Below are 24,285 nucleotides of genomic sequence, written 5' to 3'. Positions count from 1 at the left end.
ACGACCCGCAGCGGACCATCACGCCACAGCGGCCCATCACGCAGCGCCCCCGCCGGTAAACCGGCGGGGGCGCTGCGTATCAGGGGTGGGCTCGACGTGGGGAGCGAGGCGCCGAGCGCCGTCGCTCACGATGCCTGGTCGGAGCCTGCACCTGGCGCCGTCTCATACGGCGAAGGCTCGGCGCTGCAGAGACGGTTGCGCCCCTCGGCCTTGGCGCGATAGAGGGCGGCATCGAGGCGCTTCATCCAGCAGACCTCCGGCTCGTACGGCGAGACCTCCGCCACCCCGAAGCTGCTGGTCACCCGAGGCACGGGGTGGAAACTCGTCGTCTCGATGGCCTGGCGCAGCCGTTCGGCCAGGGCCATGGCGCCTGACAGCGGCGTATCGGGCAGCATCAGCATGAACTCTTCGCCACCCCAGCGCGCCAGCACATCCCCCTCCCGCTGATGCGCCCTGCAGGTCGCCACCAGCTTTCGCAGCACATCGTCGCCGACGCTGTGGCCGTAGCCGTCGTTGACGCGCTTGAAGTGGTCGAGGTCGAGGTCCAGCATCACCATGCTCAGGGGGAGCTCGGCCCGCCGCGCCTGGATGCGCTCACGCTCCAGCAGGGCAAGGAAACGGCCGCGATTGACCGCACCGGTGAGGGGGTCGTGGCCGGCCAGGTGCTCGAGTTCGGCCTGATAGCGCTTGGTCTCGCTGATATCGCGCATGATGGTGGCGATGCTGTCCAGCTCGCCATGCTCATCGCGCCTGGCAACGATCAGCTGCGATACCGGCAGCTCGCCCTCCGCGGTGCGCAGCGCCGTCTCCGCGTACCAGTAGCCGTGACGGTGGGCGAAGGGGATTCCCTCCCTCTCGATCAGCCGCCTGGCCCAGTCGGGGTGGGCGATGGCCATGGCCTCGGAGAGGTCTCCCGGCAGCTCGCCCACCAGGTTGCGGCCCACCAGGTTGCGGCCCGCCCGGTTGAGGTAGACCATCTGCTGCTCGGCGTCGGTGATGGAGACGAAGTCCGGCGAGGCGTCGAGCAGATGAATCAGACGCTCCTTGATCACCTGGGCCTCCTTGCGGGCGGTCACATCCTCCACAACGCCATCGAACACCGGGCTGCCGTCCGGCTCGGTGCGTCGTCGCGCGGTCACCTCCACCCAGAGCGTGCGCCCCTTCAGCGAGCGCATCTTCAGCGGCCGGCGGTTGACCGCGCCTTCGCTCATCAGGAGCTCGCTGAAGCGCCGACGCTGCTCCGGGTCGTCGTACAGCCGGGAGACAGGCACCGCCAGCAGCGCCTCCTCGGACGCCGCCTCGAAGATCTCCAGCATGGCCCTGTTGACGGTCACGAAGCGCCCCTCGGGGCCCGGCGTGTTTCGAAAGACGCCCACGGGCAGATGGCGAAACAGCTCGTGGTCCACCGCCAGTTCGGCCTGATAGCGCTTCTCGTCGGTAACATCGACGATGATGGAGTGCAGGTAGTGGCGGTCACCGACCGTGACCGGGCCGGTATAGACATGCACGTCGCGCTGCTCGCCCGAAGCGATACGGTGGCGAAACTCGAAGAACAGCTGGTCGCAGGCGCGCGCTTCCGCCATCCGCACCCGAACCTCGTCGGGAGCGAGGCAGTTGATATCGGAAATACTCATGCCCTTGAGCTCCGCCAGGGAGTAGCCGTAGAAGGCCTCCGCTGCCGGATTGGCGTCGACAATACGGCCGTCGCGAGGGTCGATCAGCAGCTTTACCGCCGGGTTGGTGCTGAACATTTCCCGATAGAGAGAGGTCTTCTCGAGCTCGCTGCCCCGGGGCGGGGCGGTCAGGGTCAGCTGCACCACCTCCCGGCCCTGCCACATCAGGCGACGCGCACGCACCTCGGCGACGACCTGCCCCGACAGGGTGGTAAAGGGCCCTTGAAGAATACCGTCTGGACCTTCTTGCGCGAGTGCCGTCCAGCTCTCGCGCATCCTGAGGCAGTCCGCGTCGGACCAGAGCCCCCTCAGGCTCGCCTGCTCGGCGCCGGGTACCGCCTCGAAGAGCTCCCGTGCCGCCTCATTGGCGAGCAGAATGTCGCCCTCCCCGTCCACCACCAGTACCGGCACCGGCAGCCCCTGCACCAGGACCTCGAACGAGCCGGCCTGAGCGCCGGCGCCTGGGTCTGTCATCAACCTTTCCTCGCCACTCTTACCCGTCAAAACGCGGGCAGACAGAAACACGTCTCGACGGTTGAAACGTCGGCAAGGAATCGATGCGTCCCGCCCGGCGACTCAGCGGGAGCAGGTAGTCGGCGCCAGTCAACCTTGTCACAAGACGAGCTTGCCGCTACTCTTTATCGCAAAGTGCGATAGAACAGACGCCATGCATGTCATCACCCAGAAGCGCATCTGGGAAGCCAAGCAGAAATGGCCCCAGGCCGCCTCTGCACTGGATGCCTGGTATCGGCTCATGAAGTCGAGCGAGCCCGGCAGCTTTGCCGAGATGAAGGCACTGTTTCCCGCCACCGACAAGGTCGGCCGGCAGCATGTCTTCGATATCGGCGGCAACAAGATTCGTCTCATCGCCGTGGTGCATTATCGATTCAGGAAGATCTATATCCAGCACATCCTCGACCATACCGAATACGACAGGGGTACCTGGAAGGAGTGAACATGACCAGCATCGTCCAACAGGCGGCCGCCCACTGGCGCTTCGTGGCTCCCCTGCTCAGCGCTCCGGAAACGGAAGACGACTACGACGCCCTTGTCGCAGCGCTCGATGAGCTGCTGGAGCTGGTCGGAGACGACGAGGAGCACCCCCTGGCGAGCCTCGCCTCTCACATGGGTGACCTCATCGAGGAATATGACGATGCCCATCGCCCGATGCCTGAGGTGAGGGGGGCCGACATGCTCCGCCACCTGATGCAGTGGCACAGCCTCGACCAGTCGAGCCTGCCGGAAGTCGGCACCCAATCGGTGATCTCGGAGATCCTGAACGGCAAGCGACGCCTGAACGTTCGCCAGATCAAGGCCCTGACCCAGCGCTTCGGGCTACCCGCCGACCTCTTTCTCGACTGAGGGTGGGCCTCCCCTCTTCCCCTCAGCAACGCCCACCGCAAGCAAGGCGGGTATGGCGACGGCTACCCGCGCAGCCCGCTCAGCGCGGCATCACGGCGTCGTGGAAGGCACGCTCCCTGGCGATGGTCTCGCGGAAGCATTCGGCCATGCGGGTGAAGGCGGCGTCATCGAGCCCTTCCGCCTCCTCGTCCAGGCGTTGGCGCAGCCAGGCCACGAAGTCCTGGAAGGCGGGGTTGTCGTGCAGGTCGATCCACTCCCCCACCAGCGGGTGCAGCCCCTCTGCGCGTGTGATACGCAGCGCCCACTCCAGATAGACCCACTCGGTGACCACCAGCGCCGCCAGGATCTCGGCATAGCCGCCGGCGCTACCGGTCTCGCGCAGCAGCACCTGGAAGGCGCGGGTCTCGGGCAGGTAGTGCGGCGCCTGGCGCTGGGCGGCGGGCACCGCGAAGGCCTCGAAGGTGCGCTGGAAGGTGCTGTTCTCGTCGCTGGTCAGCATGCCCATGAACTGCCCCAGCACCACCCGGTCGGCCATGCTCGGCGCACGGCCGATGGCGAAGCCGATCAGCGCGGTGAAGGGGTCCACGAAGCCGTAGTCCTGCACCATGTAGGCGGCGAAGTCGGTGCCGGCGAGGCGACCCTCGGCCATGGCGTCGAAGAGCGGGTGGTTCACGGTGGCGGACCAGTCGGGCTCGCTGATCTCGCGCAGCCAGTCGGTGAGGCGCGGCGCGTCCTGCTGCGCCGCCCAGGCGGTCCAGTCGGCTCGAGTCGTCATCGGGCATCTCCTTGGAGTGTCGGTTGGAATCTCGCCCCCGGGCGAAGCCAGGCGATCAGCAGGCTCACCAGCGTGGAGGCGACCAGCGCCCCCAGGAAGGGCGGCAGCGTCGGGATGCTGTCCGGGAAGGTGGCGGCCAGCACGCCGGCGGAGAGGCTTCCCAGGGTGATCCAGCCTGGCAGCACCGCACCGAGCAGGCCCGCCACGCCGCCGGCCACCGCGGCGAGCGGCGACATGCGCCGCCACAGGCCCAGCAGCACCGGCAGCAGGATGGCGGCGCACAGGAGATCGGCGATCAGGAAGAGGCGCAGCACCGAGAAGCCCTGCAGGGCCACCCACACCACCGGCAGCATCAGCGCCACCGTGACCAGGCGCGCCGCCCGCACCGAGAGCCCGCGCCGGCCGACGCTTGCCACCGCCATGGAGGCGATGGCGTTCTGCAGGGTATCGACGCTGGAGGCCACCAGGGTCACCGCCAGCACCAGGGCCGGCAAGCCCAGCCAGGCCGGCGCGGCGGAGAGCAGCGCGAAGAAGGGAATCGGCGGCTCGCCCAGGGGCAGCGCGTGCATCGCTGCCAGCATGCCGAGCCCACCGATGGCCATCACCACCAGCAGGCTGCTGGCTCCACCCAGCAGGGCCCCACGGGCCAGGGCGCGGTCATCCTCGGCGGCCCATACCCGCTGCCAGTAGCCCTGATGGAAGAGGTTGGCCGCGGTGACGGCGATCACTAGGGTGAGCGCCACCGAGAGCGCACTGCTCGTGGGAATGGAGGGCATCACGGCTTCGGCCGGCATCGGCGGCAGCCACCACCAGGCCACGCCGCCCACCAGCACCAGCAGGGCCAGCAGCAGCCAGGCCTGCCAGCGGTCGGTGGCGAGGCTCGCCCGCAGCCCGCCCAGGGTGGTGTAGACCAGTGTGACCACCGCCACCCCGAGGATCACCAGCGCCGGCGGCACGTCGGAGAGCAGCGCGGCGATGGCGCCGATGGCGGTGAGCTCGGCGGCCAGGAAGATCGCCATGTAGGCCACCGAGACGAAGGAGACCCAGCGCCGCACCCCGGCGCCGTAGCAGGACTCCGCGAACTCGCCGATGCTGCGCCCTTCCGGCAGGTGGCGACGGATCGCCGGGCCGTAGAGCCCCAGCACGATAAAGGGCAGCGACGAGCCGATGGCGTAGCCGGCCAGCGCCACCGGCCCCACGAAGGCGCCGATCTCCGGCGGCGCGAAGAGGATCCAGGCCCCCATGCTGGAGGCCAGGAACGACAGGCCGATGGCCTGGGCGCCCTGGGAGTTGCGGGCGGTGACGTAGTCATCGAGCAGGCCGTCGGCCCGGCGGGCCCGCAGGCCCAGAAAGGCAAAGCACAGGAGCGCCGCGCCGAGCACGGCAGACGTCAGGTAAGGCATGTCGCGCTTCCTCCGCCGGTATGAACCGGATCAGGTTCCAGGGTCGGCGCTTGGCCCTCTCAGCCCCCGCGGATGCGGCGGGACTCCCCTGGCGACAAGTGAATGAATTGTGTGGGCCCGCCGCTGTCGGCGACACGACGGGCCGGAGGCATCATAGCGAGGCCATGGGCCGGCGGCCAGGGGTCGCCGGGGGTATCAGCGTCGGAAGCACTCCCGGAAGTGCCAGGCGAGATAGTCTCGGTTTGGAAAGGCGCGAGGGCTCAGGATCAAGGGCTGGCCCTCGAGGTCATGGAGCTGCGCCTTGAGCTGGCCGTTGGGGGCCGCGCCGGTCAGCTCAGGAGAGATGCGAATGCGGTCCCGGTCGTCGATGGCCAGCAGTCCCTTATCGAAGGCGCGGTCATGGAGCGCGTTGAGGCAGAGCCCATTGGCGGGATCGAGGCGAGACTCTGGGCGCGCCTGCCAAGGCATGATATGGCTCGCAATCAGTAGATCCTCGTGACGAAGCCCGGTAATCACGCATCGCGTGTCGTAGCGCACCATCACAGCCTTGCGGAATAGCGACTGCCCAATACGCCGTCGCTGCAGGGCATAGGCCTCGCTGCCGGTGTAATCCTCATCTGGCTCGGCGCTATCGCCAAAGGGATCGAGTTCTACCCAGGCCGACTCACTCTCGGCGGCGACGCTCTCCGGGTCGGCGATAAAGCGCTCCCACAGCAGGCGATCCTGGCGTGAGGCTCCCGACAGCCCCTTTTTGCCCAGCGCCCGTACCTCTGGGTCGAGGCTCGCGTAGTTGGAGAGCTTCATGGCCACCGAGCTGGCAGAGCGCCCCATCTGCTCGGCCAGGTGAATGACCTCGGGCCGCTCACGATGCAACTGACCAAAACTCAGGCGGCAGTAGAGCGCCAGCGCCTGCAGCCTGTCTTGGTCGCTCCATGCCTTACGCTCCGCCACTGAACATGCCTCGCATCATTCCCCTTTTCATCTTCGAGCGTACCGGCAGCCCTTCTGGATGCCAACGGCGTTACTTCTCCCGCGGCACCCGGCCCATCAGGTAGAACTCCTCGTTGGGCGGGGTGCCGGCGAGGGTGACCAGGCGGTTGGACATGCCGAAGAAGGCGGCGATGGCGCCGATGTCCCAGATGTCGTCCTGGGTGAAGCCGACCTCCAACAGGCGGGTCTGCCACTCGTCGGTGAGCTCGCCGACCTCGAGACCGCTGTGCATGGCGAAGTCGAGCATCACCCGGTGGCGCTCGCTGAGGCCAGCGACGCGGTGGTTGATGGCGACCTGGTCGGCCAGCAGCGGATCCTTGCTGTAGATCCGCACCAGGGCACCGTGGGCGACTACGCAATAGAGGCACCGGTTGCGGGCGCTGGTGGCCACCACGATCATCTCCTTCTCCGCCTTGGTGAGGGTGTCGGCCTCCCGCTCCATCAGGGCGTCGTGGTAGGCGAAGAAGGCGCGGAACTCGGCCGGGCGGTGGGCCAGCATCAGGAAGACATTGGGGATGAAGCCGGCCTTCTCCTGCACCGCCAACATGGCGTCGCGGATGTCCTCGGGAAGGTCCTGGATCGATTCGGGGATGGGAAAGCGGCTGATGGGCGCGGTCATGATGGCTCCTGGCGTTGTGGTTGTTGTTGGAAACCTCCAGTTAACGTCAGCGTCAAGTGACTGTCCATGCGGACGATCGTCGCAAGCGCCACGAGCGCCACGAGCGCCGCTCACGTCTCGCCGAGGATGGCCCGGGTCATCACCCGGTTGCGATTGCGGTCCTTGGCCTGGTACATCGCCTCGTCGGCCTCCCGGTAGAGCCGTTCGGCATCCGGCACCCTCTGGAAGTCATTGCAGCAGACCAGCCCGAAGGAGGCGGTGACCACTCCGCCCTCTGCCTGCACGTGGGGAATGGCGAGGTCCTCCAACGACTGACGGAAGGCCTCCATGACATGCCGGCCCTGGTCCAGAGTATCGACCTCCAGCAGCAGGCCGAACTCCTCGCCGCCCAGGCGGAACAGACGGTCGCCAGCGCGGCGGAAATGTTGCTGCAGCAGCGCGGAGACACGCCTGAGCACCTCGTCACCGGCCTGATGGCCGTAGGTGTCGTTGTAGGCCTTGAAGGCATCGATATCCATCACGGCGAAGAGCAGCGCCCGGCCGCTGCGGCGACGCTGCAGGAGCTCCGCATCAACGAGCTCATGGAACTGGCGGCGGTTGAGCAGCCCGGTCAAGGGGTCGGTGCGGGCCATGGCGGCGAGCCGCTGGTTGGCGGCTTCGAGCTCACGGGTGCGCTCATCCACCTCGGCCTCCAGCCGCTGGTTGTGCGAGCGCTGCAGCTCATGGGTGGCCCGCTCGGCGGCGAGCTTCTCGTTCTTGAGCAGGTTGATCTTGTAGGCCAGCCCGAAGGCCAGCAGCAGGAACTCGATGCCCGAGCCCGCCTGCACGGCGTACTCGGTGAAGACGTTATAGGGCAGTACCCCGGCCACGCGCAGGAAGTAGAGCGCGATCCCCACCAGCAGCACACACCAGGCCACAAGGAAGATCTGTGCCAGGCGGTCGCCCAGCCAGCTGCGCCACACGGCCACGGAGAGCATCAACAGGGAGAGCAGGATGGCGGCGGGGATCATGACGCGGAACACCGGAGCGTAGTGCCCCTGCAGCGCCGGCAGCGCACTCGCCAGGCACAGGCCCGCCACCCCGTGCAGCCCCCATGACAGTCGCGGCGCGTGCCGGCGCAGGTTGAGGTAGCTGCTGCTGAAACTGGCCAGGGTGACGGCGAAGAGCCCGATGGTCAGCGGCAGCATCTGGTTGTTGAAGGTCGGCCAGTTCGGCCACCAGTACTGGTAGGCAAAGCCCCGCGCCGCGAACATCAGCACGAAGAAGGTGCCGAGGTAGACCACATAATGCAGCAGGCTGCGCTCCCGGATAGCCAGGAACAGCAGCAGATTGAAGATCATCAGCGCCAGCAGGGCGCCGAAGTAGAGGCTGAAGGCCATCAGTTCGCGCTGGGCCTTCTGCAGGAAACTGGCGTCGCTCAGCAGGTAGAGCGGCGTGGCATCGAAGAGGCCATCGTGGGTATCCAACCGCAGGATCACGCGGCGCGTCTCGCCGGGCGGCAGCACGATGGGCAGCACGAAGGTGCGGTGGGCCACCGGGCGCGTGTCGAAGGCACGCCGGTTGCCGGTCTGCCATTCGGCGACCACCTCCCCCCCCTCGTCGACCACCCAGGCGTCCAGATAGTCATGCAGCGGCATGGCCAGCTCCAGCAGGCGTCTCAACGGCGCCTCGCTGGCGTTGACGAGCTCCACCTGCAGCCACCAGGCAGAGTCGGAGAAGCTGAAGTTGAGGGTCTCCTGCTCTGAGGACCGCCAGGGCAGGTCATCATCCCGGGAGAGCAGGTCGGCTATGGTGAACTCGCGATCGACATCCTCCAGCAGCTGCACCTGCGGGCCCAGGTTGAGCCCATCGAAAGGGTCGGCAACATCGAGCGCGGCCCGGGCCGGCGAGGCCAGCAGGCAGGCAAGCAGCAGCCAGGCGGCCAGGGCCGACGGCAGGTGGGGAAACGGGCGAGTCACGAGAGCTCCGGTATCGTATCCGTACGATGCCTGCACTCTAGGGTGCGTTAACAATTGCCGATGGAGATCGGGCTGATTTAGAATATCAGCATTTTTCGGTGATCTATGCCTCGGCTAATGCTACGTGATGACCAATGGGAGCGCATCGAGCACATGCTCCCCGGCAAAGCTTCAGATCGCGGGGTGACGGCCAAGGACAATCGCTTGTTCGTGGAAGCCGTCCTGTGGATCGCCCGGACAGGCGCTCCCTGGCGTGATCTGCCCGACGCCTTCGGTCGCTGGCACACTGTCTACATGCGCTATAACCGGTGGTCTAAGAAGGGGGTCTGGCAGCAGGTTATCGACACATTAGCCGATGATCCCGACATGGAGCAGCTGATGATAGATGGCAGTATCGTCAAAAGTTCATCAGCATGGGGCGGCAAAAAAACGGCTCAGAGCACCGAAGCCATGGGGAAATCGCGTGGGGGATTGAGCACCAAGATCCACGCGGCGGTCGATGCCCTCGGCAACCCGGTACGGCTAATCCTCACACCGGGCCAAGCGTCTGAGTACGGAGCCGCCCCAGCGTTACTGGCGGGCTTTTCTCCAGCGGCGGTGCTTGGCGACAAGGGGTATGATTCCACCGCTTTGAGGGACATCATTCGAGCGGTGGGCGCCGAGCCGGTGATTCCGCCGAGAAAGAATCGCTTGGAATGCCCCGAGATAGATTGGCACTGTTACAAGGATCGCAACCTGGTAGAAAGGTTCTTCCAGAAAATCAAGCAGTTCAGGCGGCTGGCAACACGCTATGAGCGACTGGCGAGAAACTACCAGTCGCTACTCAACCTTGTATCCGCCGTCATATGGCTGGCCTAATTGTTAACGCTCCCTAGCAGTTCTGCCTGACCGTCCGGTCGAAGGCCATCAACGCACAGGGCCCCGCCTCTCTCGAGGCAGGGCCCTGTCGTTACCGAGCGGAAGGATCAGCTCAGGGAGATGGTGCTGTTGATGCCGCTGGAGACGTTCTCCGGCTCGTACCAGCGGGCGGTGACGGTCTTGGTCTGGGTCCAGAAGGCGATCGCCTGCTTGCCGTTGGGGCCCAGGTCACCCAGCTTGGAGGCCCGGGAGCCGGTGAAGCTGAAGTAGGCGACCGGCACCGGGATCGGCACGTTGATGCCGATCTGGCCCACGTCGATGTCGGTCTCGAAGCGGCGCGCCACCCAGCCGGAGTTGGTGAAGATGGAGGTGCCGTTGCCGTTGGGGTTGGCGTTGATGAACTCGATCGCCTCGTCCAGGGTCTCGACGGTCACCACGCAGAGCACCGGGCCGAAGATCTCCTCGCGGTAGATGCTCATCTCCGGGGTCACGTCGGCGAACAGGGTCGGGCCGACGAAGTTGCCGTTCGGGTAGCCCTCGACCTGGTAGCCGCGGCCGTCCACCAGCAGCTTCGCGCCCTCCTTCTCTCCGGCGGTGATCAGCCGCTCGACGCGCTCCTTGGCCTGGGGAGAGACCAGCGGGCCGAGGTCGGCGTCGGTCTGGGTGCCGGGGCCCACCTTCATGCTGCGGGTGCCCTCGACGATATCCTCCAGCCACTCGCGGGCCTCGCCCACCAGCACCACCACGGAGTTGGCCATGCAGCGCTGGCCGGCGGCGCCATAGGCGGAGCCGAGCAGGTTGTTGATGGCCTGGCTGCGGTTGGCATCGGGCATGATCACGCAGTGGTTCTTGGCGCCCATCATCGACTGCATGCGCTTGCCGGCGGCGGCGGCGCGGTTGTAGAGCAGCGAGCCCACGTGGGTGGAGCCGATGAAGGAGAGCGCCTTGATGTCGCTATGGTCGGCGATCTGGTTGGCGACGTCCGGGCCACCGTGGACCACGTTGAGCACGCCGGCGGGGATGCCCGCCTCGTGGGCCAGCTCGACCAGGCGCATGGTGGAGGTGGGGTCCTGCTCGGAGGGCTTGAGCACGAAGGTGTTGCCGGTGGCGATGGCCAGCGGGAACATGAAGCAGGGCAGCATGATCGGGAAGTTGAAGGCGGTGATGCCGGCGCCCACGCCCAGCGGCTGGTGCATGGTGTAGACGTCCACCTCGCTTGCCGCGTTCTCGGCCAGCTCGCCCAGCTGCAGGCTGGTGATCGAGCAGGCGTGCTCCACCACCTCCAGGCCGCGGCCCACTTCGCCCACGGCGTCGGGCAGGGTCTTGCCGTGCTCCTCGGTGATCAGCGCGGCCAGCTCGTCGGTGTGCTCGCGGATCAGCGCCTGCAGCTTGAGCATGATGCGCATGCGCTTGCCCAGCGGCACCTTGCGCCACTCCTTGAAGGCCTCCTTGGCGCTGGCCACGGCGCGCTCCACCTCCTCCGCGGTGCAGAACGGCACCCGGGCGACCACCTCCTGGGTGGCCGGGTTGACCACGTCGCGCCACTCCTGGCTCTGGGACTGGACGGGCTGGCCGTCGATGATCATGGGGATTTCGCGGACTGACATGGGGCGTGCTCCTCTCTGTGCTGTCGCTGCCCGGGGGATCGGCTTGTTGTTGACGTTGCCGTGGATCACCCTGGCATTAGACTTTGTGTGTATAAAAACACGGAAGGTGATAGAAACGAGTCTATCCAGAGGTCGGATGGTGTGACAACGGGCACTCGGGCACATTGTTTGTGCATTCATGCACAAGCAAACCCGACTCCCATCTTCGGCGAGGCCCCCATGCTCGACTGGCAGGATATCCAGATCTTTCTCGAGGTTGCCCGCAGCCAGCGGCTCACCGATGCCGCCCGCCGCCTGGGGCTCGACCACTCTACCCTGTCGCGGCGCACCCGGCGCTTCGAGCAGAAGCTCAACGCCCAGCTCTTCGAGCGCAGCACCCACGGCTACCACCTCACCGAGGCGGGCCAGCAGCTGCTCGCCCACGCCGAGGAGATGGCGCGCCACGCCTTCGAGGCCGGCGAGAGCCTGACTGACAAGAACCACCAGATCAGCGGCCAGATCCGCCTGGGGGTGACCGAGGGCTTCGGCACCTGGGTGATCGCCCCGCTGCTCTCGGCCTTCTGCAAGCGCCACCCGGGGGTCACCCTGGACCTGCTCGCCCTGCCCCGGGTGGTCAATCTGAGCCGCCACGAGGCGGATCTCGCCATCACCGTGGAGCGCCCGGTGAGCCCGGGGCTGGTGATCTCGCGGCTGTGCGACTACCGGCTGCGGCTCTACGCCAGCGAGGGGTACCTCGAGCGCCACGGCACGCCGCAGCGGCTCGCGGAGCTTGGCCGGCACCGGCTGATCGGCTATGTGGATGACCTCATCTTCAGCGAGCAGCTCGGCTACTTGGCGCCGCTGCTCGACCCGGCGGTGGTGGACCCGCCGCCCCACTTCCCCCTGCGCAGCACCAGCGTCACCACCCAGCACGTGGCCGCCCGCCACGGCATCGGACTTGCCGTGCTGCCCTGTTTCATGGCCGAGACGGACACCGCCCTGACCAGCGTGCTGGATGACGAGGTGGAGGTCGTGCGCCAGTTCTGGATCACCGCCCGCCAGGAACAGCGCCAGCTGGCCCGGGTACGCCTGCTGTGGGACTTTCTGCGCGAGGCGTTGGAGGCCAACCGCGACTTCCTGATGGGCGAGGCCCGCGAGCTCGAGATACCGACCGCCGTGGGCTGAGGCCGCAGATCAGGCCTCCTCGGCGTGCACCACTACACCGTTGCGCCCCTGGCGCTTGGAGGCGTAGCTGGCGGCGTCGGCGCGCGCCAGCACCGTCTCGATGGCATCATCGCCCTCCTGGAACACGGTCAGGCCGATGCTGGCGGTCACGAAGTACTCTCGGCCCTCGTGGCTGACGCTCACCTGGCTCACCACCTTCCTGACGGTTTCGGCAATGGTCCTGGCCTGGCTCAGGGTGCAGCTCGGCAGCAGCAGGCCGAACTCGTCGCCTCCCTGGCGCGCCAGGTGATCGCTGCGGCGCACCTCCCAGGCCACCACCTGGGCCAAGCGCCGCAGCAGTTCGTCGCCGAGGGCATGGCCACCGTTGTCGTTAACGGACTTGAAGTGGTCCAGGTCGAAGAGGATCAGGGCCGAGGGCGTGCCGGTCTTGGTGAAGTCGGCCAGCGCCTCCTCGAGGCGGCGCTCAAAGCCGCGGCGGTTGAGCAGGCCGGTCAGCGGGTCGTGCTCCGCCTCCCAGCGCCGCAGGGCCTCCTCGTGGCGGCGTTCGGTGATGTCCTTGACCACCCCGACGATGCCGAGCGGCGCCTCGCCGCCCCCCACCGGGCTGGCGTGCACCTCCAGCCACAGCAGCTCGCCGCGGGCGTCATGCATGCGCAGCTGCCGCAGGAAGTCGTCCCGCCGGGCCAGGGCATGCTGCCAGAGGTCCAGGGCCCCCTCGCGGTCGTCCTCATGGACACGCTCGAGCACGGCTGCGGTGGTGGTGTCCGGCGCGAGCCCCAGCATGGCCACCAGGGCGGGGTTGAGGTAGGTGATCTCGCCCTCGAGATTGGCCACGAACATGCCGGTCGGGGTCGAGCCCAGCACGGCATTCAGGAAGGCCTCGCGCTCCCGCAGCCGATGCAGCACCTCGCTGCGCTCGTGCTCCAGGCGGTTGAAGGTCGCCGAGACCTGGCGCAGCTCCTGCAGGTCGGTGGAGAGCAACAGGCGCTGACGCTTGCCGGCGCTCACCTCGCCGATCTGGCCCTCAAGGCGGTGCAGCGGCGCGAGCTGACGACCCACCCACCAGCGGGTCAGCGCCAACAGCAGCAGTGCGGCCACCAGCCAGGTCCACCATAGCTGCTTCAGGAAGGCCTGCAGCGGGGCCAGCACCGAACGGCCAGGCATCATCATGGCCACCACCCAGTCGGCATCCCACACCTGGCGGTAGGCCACCAGCAGGGTATCGCCCTGAAGCTCGTGGCGGGTCTCCCCCTGCCAGCCATCCAGCGCCAGCTGAAAGTCCGGTGGATCGAGCCGGCTCAGATCATCGACCGCCCCCGCCAGGTCACCCGGCACGAAGAGGGGGTTTCCCTTGGCGGTGAAGATCGCCACGTGCCCCTGGTGCTCGAAGGAGAGCGAGGCGATGCTGCGGAAGAACTGGCCATGGGCCAGGTTGAGCATGCCGCCCACCACTCCGGCGAACTCGCCCTCGCCCGTGAAGCGGGGCACCAGCATCAGCACCAGTGGCTCCCCGCTGGCACGCCCGACGAAGGGCCGGCTCACGTAGGGCCAGGGCGAGTGGCGCAGCATCTGGAAGTACTCGGTATGGGCGGTCTCGAGCCCCACGCGGCCCGGGACCTCGGGCAGGTCGGCGACCACACGACCCTCGGCGTCGCTCACCATGACGCCCTCGAAGTGGGCCAGCAGGCTGCGGTTCGCCCGGAGCTGTTCGACGGCCGGCTCACCGCTCTCGTCGCCCAGTTGGCCGGCGAGATGCTTGAGCGCCGCGAAGCGCTGATCAAGACGATCCTGCAGGCCCCGGCTGAGCATCTCGGCCTGGTAGCCCAGGTGGGCATGGTTGGCGTCGCGGGCCAGGGTCTGGCCCATGCCCCAGGCCACGGCCAACAGCAGGGCGATGATGACCAGCCAGGTCACCACCAGCCCTGCAAGAAGACGGCCCTGCAGCGTCTGCAGCGGCCGCCAGAAACTCCATGGCACCAACCCTTTTCGCAACCTTCCCTCGGCGCTGCCCCGAATGACAACCAATGTCACAATTTGGGGGCATGTTACAACATTCGCCGTGCGGGCTTCACTTTCCCGAGGCCTGACGGACCGCGCCAGACGTAGCAGCTCCGCTGCCGCCCGCCGATTGAGATTGGCTATCGCCGCGGTCGACAATGCCGCATTGTGCTAATGGATCTCCTAGGAGTAGGTTAGGGGTGATCCGGACAGGGAGCCGCGGCCGTCGCGCCCGCAAAGTTGGCGATGGTTGATATGGCTCATTGTCCCCCCGGGAAGTCATCGTCTATACAAGGATGGCTATTCCCGAAACACAGCCAAGCTCACAGCAGCCAAGATGGAGTGCGACATGGGTGATCAGCAGAACACAGGCAAGTGCCCGGTGATGCACGGGTCCAACACGCAGGAGAAGGCGGATGTTGTCGCCTGGTGGCCGGAATCCCTGAACCTGGACATCCTCCACCAGCATGATCGCAAGACCAATCCGATGGGCGAGGATTTCGACTATCGCGAAGAGGTCAAGAAGCTCGACTTTGAGGCGCTGAAGCAGGACATGCATGCGCTGATGACCGACAGCCAGGAGTGGTGGCCGGCCGATTGGGGTCACTACGGCGGCCTGATGATCCGCATGGCCTGGCACGCGGCGGGCACCTATCGCCTGGCCGACGGCCGTGGCGGCGGCGGCACCGGCAACCAGCGCTTCGCTCCTATCAACTCCTGGCCCGACAACGGCAACCTGGACAAGGCACGCCGCCTGCTCTGGCCGCTCAAGAAGAAATACGGCAACAAGATCAGCTGGGCCGACCTCTTCATCCTGGCCGGCAACGTGGCCTACGAGTCCATGGGCTTCAAGACCTTCGGCTTCTCCTACGGCCGCGAGGACATCTGGCACCCCGAGAAGGACATCTACTGGGGCGCCGAGAAGGAGTGGCTGGCACCTTCGGATAGCCGCTACGAGAACGTCGACAAGCCCGACACCATGGAGAACCCGCTGGCCGCGGTGCAGATGGGGCTGATCTACGTGAACCCGGAGGGGGTCAACGGCCAGCCCGACCCGCTCAAGACCGCCGAACAGGTGCGCGTCACCTTCGCCCGCATGGCGATGAACGACGAGGAGACCGCGGCGCTGACCGCCGGCGGCCACACCGTCGGCAAGACCCACGGCAACGGCGATGCCGGGGCACTGGGCCCGGAGCCGGAAGGCGCAGACGTGGAAAACCAGGGCTTCGGCTGGCTCAACCCGCACATGGACGGCAAGGCGGCCAATGCCGTCACATCGGGCATCGAGGGGGCCTGGACCACCAACCCCACCGTGTTCGACATGGGCTACTTCGATCTGCTGTTCGGCTATGAGTGGGAGCTCAAGAAGAGCCCCGCCGGCGCCTGGCAGTGGGAGCCGATCGACATCAAGGAGGAGCACAAGCCGGTCGATGCCACCGATCCCTCCAAGCGCCACAACCCCATCATGACCGACGCCGACATGGCGATGAAGATGGATCCGAAGTACCGCGCCATCTGCGAAAAGTTCATGGCGGATCCGGAGTACTTCAAGGACTGCTTCGCCCGCGCCTGGTTCAAGCTGACCCACCGTGACATGGGGCCGAAGTCCCGCTACATCGGTCCGGAAGTCCCGGCCGAGGACCTGATCTGGCAGGACCCGGTGCCCCAGGGCGAGACCAACTACATCGAGGAGGTGGTCAAGGAGAAGATCGCCGAGGCCGGCCTCTCCCTCGAAGAACTGGTCTGCACCGCCTGGGACAGCGCCCGGACCTTCCGCGGCTCCGACATGCGCGGCGGCGCCAACGGTGCACGCATCCGCCTGGCGCCCCAGAAGGACTGGGAAGGCAACGAGCCTGCGCGACTGGCCAAGGTGCTGAAGGTCTACGAGCAGATCTCTGCCGAGACCGGTGCCAGCATCGCCGACGTGATCGTGCTGGGCGGCAACCTGGGCATCGAGCAGGCCGCCAGGGCCGCGGGCCATGACGTCCACGTGCCCTTCCTGAAGGGACGCGGCGATGCCACCGACGAGATGACCGACGCCGAATCCTTCGAGCCGCTGGAGCCGCTGGCCGATGGCTTCCGCAACTGGCAGAAGAAGGATTACGTGGTCAAGCCGGAGGAGATGCTGCTCGACCGCGCCCAGCTGATGGGCCTGACCGCGCCGGAGATGACCGTGCTGCTGGGCGGCATGCGGGTGCTGGGCACCAACCACGGCGGCAGCCAGCACGGGGTCTTCACCGATCGCGTGGGCCAGCTGACCAACGACTTCTTCGTCAACCTGACCGACATGGCGAACCGCTGGGAGCCCACCGGCAAGAACTCGTACAACATCGTGGACCGCAAGAGCGGCAGCACCAAGTTCACCGCGACCCGCGTCGACCTGGTATTCGGCTCCAACTCCATCCTGCGCGCCTACGCCGAGCTCTACGCCCAGGATGACAACCAGGAGAAGTTCGTGAAGGACTTCGTTGCCGCCTGGACCAAGGTGATGAACGCCGACCGCTTCGACGTCGCGTAACGCGCAAGCGCTGGCCGGGGAGCCCCGGCCACGCCGTCACCCACAGAGACGCCCGGGCTTTCCCGGGCGTCTTTTTTGATGCAGGGTATTCCGTTGCGGCTCAGGTCCCGCAGAAGGTGCGGAAGACCCGCTCGGTGGACGGCGCCGGCTGGGCGTATTCTTCCCGACCCGGCTGCTCGGTGAAGGGCTCGGCCAGCACCTGGCGCAGGGCCTCGAAGGGGCCGAAGTCATCCTGCTCGGCGGCGGCCGCGATCATCCTCTCCACCAGGTGGTTGCGGGGGATATAGAGCGGATTGACGGCGTTCAGGCGCGCGGCGATCTCCTCCCTGCCGACACCTTCCCGAGCCAGACGCTCGCGCCAGCGCGGCAGCCACTTCCGCAGGGCCGCGTCGTTCTCGAACAGCGCCAGCAGCGCGGGGGCGTCGTCCTCCACCGCCTCACCCTCTTCAACCGCTTCACTCAGGCGACGGAAGGCCAGGGTGAAGTCGGCCCGGCCGGCCTGCAGTGCTTCCAGCAGGCCCTCGACCAGCTCGCGGTCGCCCGCCTCCTCCTGAACAAGCCCCAGCTTCTCGCGAAAGACCGCCAGCCACTCGGCCCCATAGCGCGGCTCGAAGGCCTCGACCAGCGCCGTGGCCCGCTCAACGGCGCGCTGCTGGTCCGCATCGATCAGCGGCAGCAGCGCCTCGGCCAGCCGCGCCAGGTTCCACAGGGCGAGCCAGGGCTGGTTGCGATAGGCGTAGCGCCCCTGCTCGTCGATGGAGCTGAACACCGTCGCAGGATCATAGGCCTCCATGAAAGCGCAGGGGCCGTAGTCGATGGTCTCGCCGGAGATCGCGCAGTTGTCGGTGTTCATCACCCCGTGAATGAAGCCGAGCCCCATCCACTTCGCCACCAGCGCCGCCTGGCGCCCGACTGCCGCCTCCAGCAACGCCGCGTAGCGCTCTCCCTCTTCCAGGCCCTCAAGCTGAGGATAGTGTCGCTCGATGGCCAGGTCGGCCAGGGTGCGCACCGCCTCATGCTCGCCCCGGGCGGCGAAGTACTGGAAGGTGCCCACCCGCAGGTGGCTCGACGCCACCCGGGTCAGCACCGCACCGGGCTCCGGCACTCGGCGGAAGACCCGCTCGCCGCTGGTCACCGCGGCCAGCGCCCGGGTGGTGGGCACGCCGAGGCGATGCATCGCCTCGCTCACCAGGTACTCGCGCAGCACCGGCCCGAGGGGAGCACGACCGTCGGCGCCTCGGGAAAAGGGCGTCATGCCGGCGCCCTTGAGCTGGACGTCGCGCAGCCGCCCGTCGCGGTCGGTCACCTCGCCGAGCAGCACCGCCCGGCCGTCGCCGAGGCGCGGGTTGAAGTGGCCGAACTGGTGGCCGGCGTAGGCCTGGGCGATGGGCTCGGCGCCGGGCGGCACGGCGTTGCCGGAGAACCACTCGGCGGCGCGCGCCTCGTCGAAGGCATCGAGATCGAAGCCGAGTTCCTCGGCCAGCGGCCGGTTGAAGGCCACCAGCCGCGGCGCGGGCACCGGCACGGGGTCGAAGCGGATATAGAAGTGTTCCGGCAGGCGAACGTAGCGCAGGGTGAACTCGGGGAACATGGCAACTCCGGTCGCGGCGAGGGGCGTGAATACCCGAGTATAACGCTCGGGATTCTCCCTTTCGACCTATCGCCGCCATAGGAGGCAGCGTTCAGCGCACGGTGGGGTCCATGAAGGTGCGGGCAAACTGCTTGAACTGGCCGAGGTGTTCCTGGCAGATGGAGAAAACCACCTGCCAGTTAACGGCTTCGTAGTTGTGCACCACGATATTGCGAAATCCGACCGACTTCCTCATGTTGTCGGCAAGTTCTCTACTGATGACGCCTCGTTCGGCCAGCACTTCGAAGCTCTGCCCCATGGTAATGGGCGATGTCAGGTCATGATGCTCCGCAATCCAGTGGGCAGCGATATCGACACAGAGCTGTACGGCACGCGTGAGGTTGAGCGCCAGGATATCCTGAATATCGATATCGGCCTCGAGGGCTTCAAGGGTATCGGGGCAGCGACTCTCCAGCCGCACGACACAGCGGCGCAGCGACTCGAGTTTCTGATTGATCAGGAGTTGATCCATGCGTCCTGCCTCGCCCTGAGAATCCTCTGCTGGAGAGGCACGAAGTCCTCGTTATCGATGATGTTGCGATAGACCAGCCTGGCCCAGCAGGTATCGCTGCCCTTGAGACGAACGCCGGTCGTGACGATCCGAGTCAGCAGCGGCTGCCCCGCCGCCCTGAGATCGACCAGGTCCACGGGACGCGACGACGCCAGCGCCAGCGCCTCGATCATGGCCATCTTCTGCTGGCTGCTCAGGGGCTCGCGGCTCTCCACGGCGACGTCGAGATCACTCTCGGGCCGCGCCCTGCCTACCGCCAGGGAGCCGAACAGCACGACCTGCTCGACTTCGAAGGGCGCCAGGGCCTGAAGAATCGCCTGGTGAAGCTCTCGATCCACATCGTTAACCACGGGCTGCATGTCGTCGCCTCTGGGGATGACTTCGATTACAGGCAGTGTACCCCGACGGTGAGCACCCTGCCTTCCCTGCTCCGCTGCCAGCGCTGTCGGTGGTCGTGATAAGCCAAGTAGCGCATCGAAGCCACCCTCAGCGCCCGATCAGCGCCGTGGTCAGCCAGGGCTGCCAGGCCAGCAGCACCAGGGTGACAAGGCTCGCCAGCAGGAAGGGGAGCAGCGAGCGGAAGATGCGCATCGGCGAGGCCCCGGTCATCGAGGAGGCGATATAGAGCCCCGCCCCCACCGGCGGGGTGAGCAGGCCCAGCACCAGGGTCAGGCAGACCACCACCCCGAACTGGTAGGGGCTGATGCCGAACTGCTGGGTGGCGATGGGCAGCAGGATCGGCACCACCAGGATCAGCGCGGCGATGCCGTCGATGATCATCCCCACCAGCAGCAGCACGCCGATCAGCAGCAGCAGGAACAGGAAGGGATCGGTGGTCAGCGCGGCGATCCAGGCCGCGGCCATCTGCGGCAGCCGCTCGTAGACGATCACCCAGCCGAACACCCCGGCGGCGGCGATCAGCATGATCACGAGCCCCGCATTCACGGCCGTGCGCCGGAGCACCGTCGGCAGCATGGCGAACTTCAGGTCGCGATAGAGGAAGCGCCCCAGCAGCAGCGCGGCCAGCGACGCCAGCGACGCGGACTCCGTGGGCGTGGCCAGCCCCAGCAGGATGCCACCGATGATGATCAGCGGGATGGAGAGCGCAGGCAGGCCCATGAGCAGCGCCCGCTTCGCCTCGGCGCGGCTCGGCCACTCCCCCTTGGGGTACTGCTGCACCAGCCCCACCACGGCGATGGTCAGGAAGAAACTGAAGCCCAGCAGCAGGCCCGGCAGGATGCCGGCGATGAACATCTCGGCGATGGGCACCTGAGCCATGACGCCGAACAGCACGAAGAGCATCGAGGGCGGGATGATCGGCGAGAGCAGGCCCCCGGCCGCGGTGATCGCCGCGCTGTAGGGCCGGCTGTAGCCCTCCCGTTCCATGGCCGGCACCATGGCCCGCGACATGATGGCGATCTGCGAGGCGGCCGAGCCGACGATGGCCGCCATCATCATGTTGGCCACCAGGTTGATATAGGCGAGCCCGCCGCGGAAGCCGCCCACCAGCAGCCGCGCCAGGTCGATCAGCCGGCGGGTCACCCCGCCCTCGTTCATCAGCTCCCCGGCCAGCATGAAGAGCGGGATCGCCAGCAGCCCGTAGCTCTCGATGGCGCCGAAGAGCTGCTGGGGGTAGGAGTCGAAGAGCACGCTGTTGCCCGAGACCTGGATGTAGAACATCGCGGTCAGCGCCAGCACGAGCGCGATGGGCACCGCCCCCAGCAGCAGCAGCGCAAAGATCGCGACCGTCATGGCATCGCCTCCGGGGGTGCCTGCCCCGGATCACGCAGCCCGCGCAGGGCGCCACCCAGGTTGACCAGGCCGTGGAAGGTCAGCGAGAGCGCGAACCAGGGCACGATCAGCCACACCCAGAACTTCCTGATGCCGAGCGTCGAGGTGTTCTCGGCATAGATGAAGTTGAAGGTCTCGCCCTGGAAGGCGCGGAAGTCGAAGCCCGCCTGGGCCAGGGCCAGCGGCTGGTACCAGCGCCAGCAGAGCCACAGCAGCAGCACCGCGAACAGCAGCACGGCGAGATCGACCGCGGCCATCAGCAGCCGATGGCCGAAGCCAGGCACCAGGTCGCTGACCAGGGTGACCGAGATGCTCTGGCGGCGCTTGAGCACCGCACTGGCGATCAGGAAGGTCATCCAGATCATGGCGTAGATGGCCAGCTCGCTGATCCAATAGAGGGGGCTGCCCGCGGCGCGGAAGGCCACGTTGACGAGGATCAGCAGGGTGACCGCCGCCGCGAGGGCGGCGGCGGCGATCTCCTCCAGGTAGGCCAGGCGGTCGGAGAGGCGTGACAGCATCGGCTCGCCTTCCGCTTACTGGCGCAGGCGCTCGGCTTCCTCGCGCAGCGCCTCGAGCATCGGCGCCTTCTCGGCCCAGGTGGCCTCCCACTCGGCGATGGCCTCGCTGAAGAACTCAGCGTCGGCCTCGACGATGTTGAGGTCCAGGCCGCGAATCTCAGCCTCCTGGTCGGCGTCCATCTGCTGGAAGCCGGCCAGCACGTTCTCCAGGTGCTCGGCCATGGTGGTCTCGATCAGCTCGCGATCCTCCGCGGAGAGCTCGCGCCACACCCGGCCCGAGACCACGCCCACCATCGGGAACATCATATGGTTGGAGATCAGCAGGTTGCGCGCCTGCTCGTGGAATTTGAGGATCAGGATCGAGTCGAAGTCCATGTCGATGGCGTCCACCTGGCCGTTGGCCAGGGCGTCATAGACCTCGAGCAGCGGCAGCGGCGCCGGGGCCGCGCCGGTGGCGGTGTAGAAGTCGCGGATGGGCTCGAAGGGGGTGATGCGCAGACGCTGACCGCGCATGTCGTCCATGTTCTCGATGGGGCTGCGGGAGAGCACCTGGCGCATGCCCACCATGCCGTAGCCGAGCCCGACCAGGCCCACCTCGGCGGGCATCAGCTCGAGCAGCTCGGCGGCGGTGTCGGAGCGCAGCAGGCGCGCGGCGTGGTCCACATCGTCCACCAGGTAAGGGGCGTAGAGGGCACCGAAGTCGGGGATGCGGTTGGAGATCTCGGCGATGGTCAGGAAGGCCATGTCGAGTGCGCCGGTCTGCAGCTGCTGGACCATCTGCGCCTCGTTGCCGAGCTGCTGGGCCGGGTAGACGCTGACGCTGTGCTCGCCGCCGGAGCGCTCGTGCAGGCTCTCGGCGAAGGCCTCGGCCTCGGTGCTCCACAGGTGCTGCGGCGGGGGGATCAGCCCCAGGCGGAAGTCCCGCGCCTGGGCGGTCAGGGAAGCGGTGGCAAGCGCAGCGGCGGCCACGGCCAGGGTCAGCGTCTTGAGTCGTTTCATGGGAGCCTCGTGTCGGTCCAGCGTGGTCAGGCCGTGCGTGCGGCCGGGCCTTGTGATCATCAGGCTGACGAGATTACCGCAGACGAGGCGTTGATGGCAGCCATGCATTGGTGCCGCCGGCTGGCATAGGATTAGCCATGCCCCTCCACAGCGCGAGACCTGCCATGTCCCACCCCCTGTTCGCCCCCCCCCGATCCGCCCGGCCTCCCCGCGGGACCAGGCCGATGAAGATAGTGATTCCCGACGACTACCAGGACTGCGTGCGCACCCTGGAGGCCTTCGCCAGGCTCGAGGGCCACGAGGTCACGGTGTTCAACGACACCGTCACCGACCTCGACACCCTGTCGGCGCGCTTCCGGGACGCCGAGGCGCTGGTGCTGATCCGCGAGCGCACGCCGATCACCGCCGAGCTGCTCGCTCGCCTGCCCAACCTCAGGGTGATCAGCCAGACCGGCGGCGGGGCCGCCCACGTGGACCTGGCCGCCTGCAGGGAACGAGGCGTCACGGTGCTGGCCGGCACCGGCTCGCCCCATGCCGCCGCCGAGCTCACCTGGGGACTGGTGCTGGCCGCCATGCGCCACATCCCCGAGGAGGCCGCCAACCTCAAGGCCGGCCGCTGGCAGCGCACCCTGGGCACCGGCCTCAAGGGGCGCACCCTGGGCATCTTCGGCTACGGCAGGATCGGCCAGCTGATGGCCCGCTACGCCCGGGCCTTCGAGATGGAGGTGCTGGTGTGGGGCCGCGAGGGCACCCGCCAGCGGGCCGCCGAGGCGGGCCTCGAGGTGGCCGCCAGCCAGGCGGCGCTCTTCGAGCGCAGCGACGTGCTGAGCCTGCACCTGCGCCTGAACGACGAGACCCGGGGCATCGTCACCGCCGAGGACCTGGCCCGCATGAAGCCCACCGCACTGCTGGTCAACACCGCCCGAGCGCCGCTGATCGCCCCGGGTGCCCTGGAGGCCGCCCTGTGCGAAGGCCGGCCCGGCATGGCCGCCGCGGACGTCTTCGACGACGAGCCGGTGATCGACCACCCGCTGCTGGAGATGCCCAACTTCCTCGGCCTCCCCCATCTGGGCTACGTGGAGAAGGACAGCTACGAGCTCTACTTCGGCGACGCCTTCGACAACCTGCAGGCCTTCGCCGCCGGCAGGCCGGTGAAAAACCTGGCCGCGTGATTCAGGAGGGCCGGCCGCCGCGCTGCTGTGCGCTCAGGGAGCTGCCCGAGGCGGGGCGCTCCACCTCGAAGAGGTCGGTGCAGCGGGCGTAGTCGTTGCCCGCCATGCGCCCGATGGGCCTGAGCCCCTCGGCATCCACGTGGCGGCCGTCCCACAGGGCGTCGTCGATGTGGATCGACACCACCTCGGCCAGCACCAGGTTGCCGGCCAGGGGCTGGTCGCCGAAGCGGATGATCTCGCGCAGACGGCAGCCGAAGGCCACCGGCGCCCCCGCCACCCGCGGCACCGAGACGCCGGCCATGGCCACCTTCTCGAGCCCCGCGTGGATGAACTCGTCGTCGCCGTGCTCGAGCCCCGCGCTGGTGGCGTTCATCTCCGTCACCAGCCCCTCGCCGCTGATATGCACCACGCACTCCCCCACCTCGCCGAGGTTGCGGATGGTGTCCTTGGGGTTGGCATCGCCGTCGAGCAGCGGCGAGAAGCCCAGCACCGGGGGGTTGACGCTGACCACGTTGAAGAACGAGAAGGGCGCCAGGTTGGCGTTGCCGGCCGCGTCCAGGGTCGAGACCCAGGCAATGGGCCGCGGGCAGATGCTGCCCGAGAGCAGGCGGTAGATCTTGCCCGGGCTCAGGGCGTGTTCTTCCAGCAGGTAGTCACTCATGACAGGGGCTCCGTGAGAATCGCGATCCCCCGATGGTAGCCCATCCGGCACCGCGCTGTGGCACCATGAGAGGCCTGT

The 24,285-nt window shown here is 67.4% G+C and carries 21 protein-coding genes and 1 riboswitch; of the genes, 6 read left to right on the top strand and 15 right to left on the bottom strand.

The window, feature by feature from the left end:
- Positions 1–125: 125 nt before the first annotated feature.
- Positions 126–2,147 (bottom strand): diguanylate cyclase, encoded by a 2,022-nt coding sequence (locus B6N23_RS13210; protein WP_305499653.1) that lies wholly within the window; start codon positions 2,145–2,147, stop codon positions 126–128.
- A 193-nt stretch (positions 2,148–2,340) separates the two neighbouring features.
- Here B6N23_RS13210 and B6N23_RS13205 point away from each other — a divergent pair, with 193 nt between their 5' ends.
- Both B6N23_RS13205 and B6N23_RS13200 read left to right on the top strand, forming a co-directional pair.
- Positions 2,341–2,628, top strand: a complete 288-nt coding sequence (locus tag B6N23_RS13205; RefSeq protein ID WP_110069551.1) for a type II toxin-antitoxin system HigB family toxin — start codon at positions 2,341–2,343, stop codon at positions 2,626–2,628.
- A gap of 2 nt (positions 2,629–2,630) precedes the next feature.
- Positions 2,631–3,035 (top strand): helix-turn-helix domain-containing protein, encoded by a 405-nt coding sequence (locus B6N23_RS13200; protein ID WP_305499650.1) that lies wholly within the window; start codon positions 2,631–2,633, stop codon positions 3,033–3,035.
- A 79-nt stretch (positions 3,036–3,114) separates the two neighbouring features.
- Here B6N23_RS13200 and B6N23_RS13195 read toward each other — a convergent pair whose 3' ends face one another.
- From B6N23_RS13195 to B6N23_RS13175, 5 genes are all read right to left on the bottom strand, one after another.
- Positions 3,115–3,810 carry a TenA family protein gene (locus B6N23_RS13195; RefSeq protein ID WP_305499648.1) on the bottom strand — a complete coding sequence of 232 codons (696 nt, stop codon included), beginning with the start codon at positions 3,808–3,810 and terminating at the stop codon, positions 3,115–3,117.
- The gene (locus B6N23_RS13190) at positions 3,807–5,213 is read right to left on the bottom strand and encodes a sodium:solute symporter family transporter (protein WP_305499646.1); all 1,407 of its coding nucleotides are present in this window, start codon (positions 5,211–5,213) and stop codon (positions 3,807–3,809) included. Before B6N23_RS13190 ends, B6N23_RS13195 begins: the two co-directional genes overlap by 4 nt.
- Positions 5,203–5,313: riboswitch (TPP riboswitch) on the bottom strand. (Overlaps the previous gene by 11 nt.)
- A gap of 95 nt (positions 5,314–5,408) precedes the next feature.
- Positions 5,409–6,164: an HNH endonuclease gene (locus tag B6N23_RS13185; protein WP_305499644.1), complete on the bottom strand. Its 756-nt coding sequence runs from the start codon at positions 6,162–6,164 to the stop codon at positions 5,409–5,411.
- A 70-nt stretch (positions 6,165–6,234) separates the two neighbouring features.
- Entirely contained in the window at positions 6,235–6,822 is a 588-nt protein-coding gene (locus B6N23_RS13180; RefSeq protein ID WP_302139436.1) for a peroxidase-related enzyme, read from the bottom strand.
- A gap of 110 nt (positions 6,823–6,932) precedes the next feature.
- Positions 6,933–8,780, bottom strand: a complete 1,848-nt coding sequence (locus B6N23_RS13175; protein ID WP_305499639.1) for a sensor domain-containing diguanylate cyclase — start codon at positions 8,778–8,780, stop codon at positions 6,933–6,935.
- A 105-nt stretch (positions 8,781–8,885) separates the two neighbouring features.
- On the opposite strand from B6N23_RS13175, the gene B6N23_RS13170 reads away from it, so the two are divergent.
- Positions 8,886–9,638: an IS5 family transposase gene (locus B6N23_RS13170; protein ID WP_305499637.1), complete on the top strand. Its 753-nt coding sequence runs from the start codon at positions 8,886–8,888 to the stop codon at positions 9,636–9,638.
- Positions 9,639–9,745: 107 nt separating this feature from the next.
- Here B6N23_RS13170 and B6N23_RS13165 read toward each other — a convergent pair whose 3' ends face one another.
- Positions 9,746–11,245: a CoA-acylating methylmalonate-semialdehyde dehydrogenase gene (locus B6N23_RS13165; protein WP_305499635.1), complete on the bottom strand. Its 1,500-nt coding sequence runs from the start codon at positions 11,243–11,245 to the stop codon at positions 9,746–9,748.
- A 219-nt stretch (positions 11,246–11,464) separates the two neighbouring features.
- Here B6N23_RS13165 and B6N23_RS13160 point away from each other — a divergent pair, with 219 nt between their 5' ends.
- Positions 11,465–12,409 carry a LysR family transcriptional regulator gene (locus B6N23_RS13160; RefSeq protein WP_305499633.1) on the top strand — a complete coding sequence of 315 codons (945 nt, stop codon included), beginning with the start codon at positions 11,465–11,467 and terminating at the stop codon, positions 12,407–12,409.
- 9 nt (positions 12,410–12,418) lie between these two features.
- Here the strand turns inward: B6N23_RS13160 and B6N23_RS13155 are convergent, their stop codons facing one another.
- Complete coding sequence (locus tag B6N23_RS13155) at positions 12,419–14,386, bottom strand: sensor domain-containing diguanylate cyclase (protein ID WP_369424644.1); 1,968 nt, start codon at positions 14,384–14,386, stop codon at positions 12,419–12,421.
- 370 nt (positions 14,387–14,756) lie between these two features.
- On the opposite strand from B6N23_RS13155, the gene katG reads away from it, so the two are divergent.
- Entirely contained in the window at positions 14,757–16,925 is a 2,169-nt protein-coding gene (gene katG, locus B6N23_RS13150) for a catalase/peroxidase HPI (RefSeq protein ID WP_302139452.1), read from the top strand.
- Positions 16,926–17,025: 100 nt separating this feature from the next.
- On the opposite strand, the gene B6N23_RS13145 is transcribed toward katG, so the two are convergent.
- The 6 genes from B6N23_RS13145 to B6N23_RS13120 form a co-directional block, all read right to left on the bottom strand.
- Positions 17,026–18,516, bottom strand: coding sequence for a protein adenylyltransferase SelO (locus B6N23_RS13145; RefSeq protein ID WP_305499625.1), 1,491 nt, complete (start codon positions 18,514–18,516; stop codon positions 17,026–17,028).
- Positions 18,517–18,607: 91 nt separating this feature from the next.
- Positions 18,608–19,027, bottom strand: a complete 420-nt coding sequence (hepT, locus tag B6N23_RS13140) for a type VII toxin-antitoxin system HepT family RNase toxin (protein ID WP_305499623.1) — start codon at positions 19,025–19,027, stop codon at positions 18,608–18,610.
- Positions 19,012–19,425 (bottom strand): type VII toxin-antitoxin system MntA family adenylyltransferase antitoxin, encoded by a 414-nt coding sequence (mntA, locus tag B6N23_RS13135; RefSeq protein WP_169959195.1) that lies wholly within the window; start codon positions 19,423–19,425, stop codon positions 19,012–19,014. Before mntA ends, hepT begins: the two co-directional genes overlap by 16 nt.
- Positions 19,426–19,552: 127 nt before the next feature.
- Positions 19,553–20,818, bottom strand: coding sequence for a TRAP transporter large permease (locus tag B6N23_RS13130; protein ID WP_305499619.1), 1,266 nt, complete (start codon positions 20,816–20,818; stop codon positions 19,553–19,555).
- Entirely contained in the window at positions 20,815–21,375 is a 561-nt protein-coding gene (locus B6N23_RS13125) for a TRAP transporter small permease (RefSeq protein ID WP_110069539.1), read from the bottom strand. Before B6N23_RS13125 ends, B6N23_RS13130 begins: the two co-directional genes overlap by 4 nt.
- A gap of 15 nt (positions 21,376–21,390) precedes the next feature.
- Positions 21,391–22,374 (bottom strand): TRAP transporter substrate-binding protein, encoded by a 984-nt coding sequence (locus B6N23_RS13120; RefSeq protein ID WP_305499614.1) that lies wholly within the window; start codon positions 22,372–22,374, stop codon positions 21,391–21,393.
- A 224-nt stretch (positions 22,375–22,598) separates the two neighbouring features.
- Here B6N23_RS13120 and B6N23_RS13115 point away from each other — a divergent pair, with 224 nt between their 5' ends.
- Positions 22,599–23,546: a D-2-hydroxyacid dehydrogenase family protein gene (locus B6N23_RS13115; protein ID WP_305499612.1), complete on the top strand. Its 948-nt coding sequence runs from the start codon at positions 22,599–22,601 to the stop codon at positions 23,544–23,546.
- 1 nt (position 23,547) lies between these two features.
- Here the strand turns inward: B6N23_RS13115 and B6N23_RS13110 are convergent, their stop codons facing one another.
- On the bottom strand, positions 23,548–24,207 hold the full coding sequence (locus tag B6N23_RS13110; RefSeq protein WP_305499610.1) for a flavin reductase family protein: 660 nt from the start codon (positions 24,205–24,207) through the stop codon (positions 23,548–23,550).
- Between the last annotated feature and the right edge of the window lie 78 nt (positions 24,208–24,285).

This window comes from Halomonas alkalicola (genome assembly GCF_030704205.1).
GTDB lineage: Bacteria > Pseudomonadota > Gammaproteobacteria > Pseudomonadales > Halomonadaceae > Halomonas > Halomonas alkalicola.
Note: the sequence above shows the minus strand (reverse complement) of the source record. Positions and strands in the feature narration are given on the sequence as shown.